Source organism: Rhodopseudomonas sp. B29 (assembly GCF_000333455.1).
In the GTDB taxonomy this organism is placed as follows: Bacteria; Pseudomonadota; Alphaproteobacteria; order Rhizobiales; family Xanthobacteraceae; genus Rhodopseudomonas.
In genome coordinates this window covers 1-1,597 of sequence record NZ_BADD01000556.1, presented here as the reverse complement: position 1 = coordinate 1,597, position 1,597 = coordinate 1, and the positions used below count along the sequence as shown (strand labels likewise).

At 66.8% G+C, this 1,597-nt stretch carries 5 protein-coding genes; all 5 read left to right on the top strand.

The genetic code is table 11. The features are described from left to right. The first annotated feature begins 115 nt into the window (after positions 1–115). Positions 116–244 (top strand): hypothetical protein, encoded by a 129-nt coding sequence (locus tag I5M_RS34120; RefSeq protein ID WP_283804878.1) that lies wholly within the window; start codon positions 116–118, stop codon positions 242–244. 81 nt (positions 245–325) lie between these two features. After that, positions 326–817 (top strand): nucleoside 2-deoxyribosyltransferase, encoded by a 492-nt coding sequence (locus tag I5M_RS19695; RefSeq protein WP_210161624.1) that lies wholly within the window; start codon positions 326–328, stop codon positions 815–817. After that, positions 814–1,179 (top strand): hypothetical protein, encoded by a 366-nt coding sequence (locus I5M_RS19690; RefSeq protein ID WP_022722967.1) that lies wholly within the window; start codon positions 814–816, stop codon positions 1,177–1,179. Before I5M_RS19695 ends, I5M_RS19690 begins: the two co-directional genes overlap by 4 nt. Beyond that, positions 1,176–1,370 carry a hypothetical protein gene (locus I5M_RS19685; RefSeq protein WP_022722966.1) on the top strand — a complete coding sequence of 65 codons (195 nt, stop codon included), beginning with the start codon at positions 1,176–1,178 and terminating at the stop codon, positions 1,368–1,370. Before I5M_RS19690 ends, I5M_RS19685 begins: the two co-directional genes overlap by 4 nt. After that, positions 1,367–1,597 (top strand): hypothetical protein (locus I5M_RS30200; RefSeq protein ID WP_148287921.1); only part of this gene is annotated, 231 nt, incomplete at its 3' end. The genes I5M_RS19685 and I5M_RS30200, both read left to right, overlap by 4 nt.

Sequence of the window (1,597 nt, the reverse complement as noted above, 5' to 3'; positions counted from 1 at the left end):
CCGCATCGCTCGATGCGGTGCAAACGCGCATTGAAAAGCGCACCTGGCCGGACTGGCGCACGGTCGATCCCGACAAGCCGATCGAGCACGTGCGCGCCGATGAAGGTAGCGGGCCGTGATGTTCGATCGCGGCGAGCTGGCTTCGCTGGTGCTGATCGCCGCGGGTGTTGCGGTGTTCGCGCTCTACATCCTGCCGCACGCGCAGATAGCGATCGCGGCGGCCGAAATCATCTTTCACAAGTAGGAGACTGCAATGCGTGGCTGCGATTGCCGGGATGCGCCGGCGACGTGTGACTGCCTCGTTACGCCGGCGGAAACGGCGTTGATGGTGGTCGGTAGTTTTACCGTGTACCTCGCCGGGCCGATTACCGGCCTCACCTATGACGGCGCCGAAGATTGGCGGCAGGCGGCTAAGCTCGACTTGGCCGCGGCGGGGATCAAGGCGTTGTCACCGCTGCGCGCAAAGGACTATCTGCGCAATCTGCCCGGAAGGATCAGCGGTACCGGCGAGGAATATGCACACCTCGGTGTGTTGTCGACGCCGCGCGGCGTGATGACGCGCGATCGGTTCGACGCGACGCGGTGCGATTGCCTGCTCGTGAACTTGCTCGGTGCGGAGCGGGTGTCGATCGGAACGGTGATGGAAATCGCCTTCGCCGACGCCTGCCGCACGCCGATCGTTTGCGCGATGGAGCCAAGCGGAAATCCGCACGAGCACATGATGATTGCGGAAGCGGTCGGTTTTCGCGTTACGTCGCTCACCGAGGCGCTGCATATCGTCAAGGCGATTGCCGACAACGGGCCGGTGCGGCGATGACGGCCGATCGCTCGACGTTCACGGTGCAGCACAAGCGCCGGCGCACACCAGATGCGAACTACGCGAGCAAGCCGGGCGACGCGCGGCGCTCGGGCCGTTCCGTGGCGGCCGCCGGCGCGCCGGTGATCCGGATCGAGTATCGCAACGGAGCTGCGGCGATCGAGGCGCGGCTCGGCGTGATCGTGGTCGGCACCGTGACGCACGATCCGGCAACCGGCGGCTATTTTTGGGCGGTGTTCCTGCCCGATGCGCGCCGCACGCCGACGCCGGCGACGACGGAAGAAAAGGCGCGTGCAGCGCTCGATCATCGCATTAAGCAATGGTGCGAGGCTGCGCGCCTGATCACGGCGAGGCGGCCATGATCGAGCGCGGGCGTTACTTGGCGCTGGTGTTCACCCTGATGTTCTCGGTCGCGCTCACGCTCATTGGAACGGCGCTGCGCGACGCCGCGGCGCGCCGTGATGCGGCCGTGCTCGGCGCGGCGATCACTGCGGCTCAAGTCACGCAATGCGCGAAGGCGGCCCGCGCGCCGGCCGGCGAGGCGAGGCCGTGAGCGACAACCCCGCACCCCGCGCCGAGGGGGCTCCCCGCGCTGGCTGGCTTGCCATCACTGTCGAGCTGGAAAATCAGCGCGACCGCTATGCGCATTGGCGAGATCGCCTTGCGGCCGAAGCTGATGCGGCAAGCGACGCGAGCGATCGTGATCATGGCGGGCGCTGTTCGAACGATCGCGCGCGCCTGGTGGCGATCTATGAAACGATTTTGACGCTGATCGAGCGC

Bases quoted from the DNA above. Each gene is read 5' to 3' on its own strand.
- I5M_RS19695 (WP_210161624.1), top strand. From the start codon at position 326: ATGGTGGTCGGTAGTTTTACCGTGTACCTCGCCGGGCCGATTACCGGC.
- I5M_RS19690 (WP_022722967.1), top strand. From the start codon at position 814: ATGACGGCCGATCGCTCGACGTTCACGGTGCAGCACAAGCGCCGGCGC.
- I5M_RS19685 (WP_022722966.1), top strand. From the start codon at position 1,176: ATGATCGAGCGCGGGCGTTACTTGGCGCTGGTGTTCACCCTGATGTTC.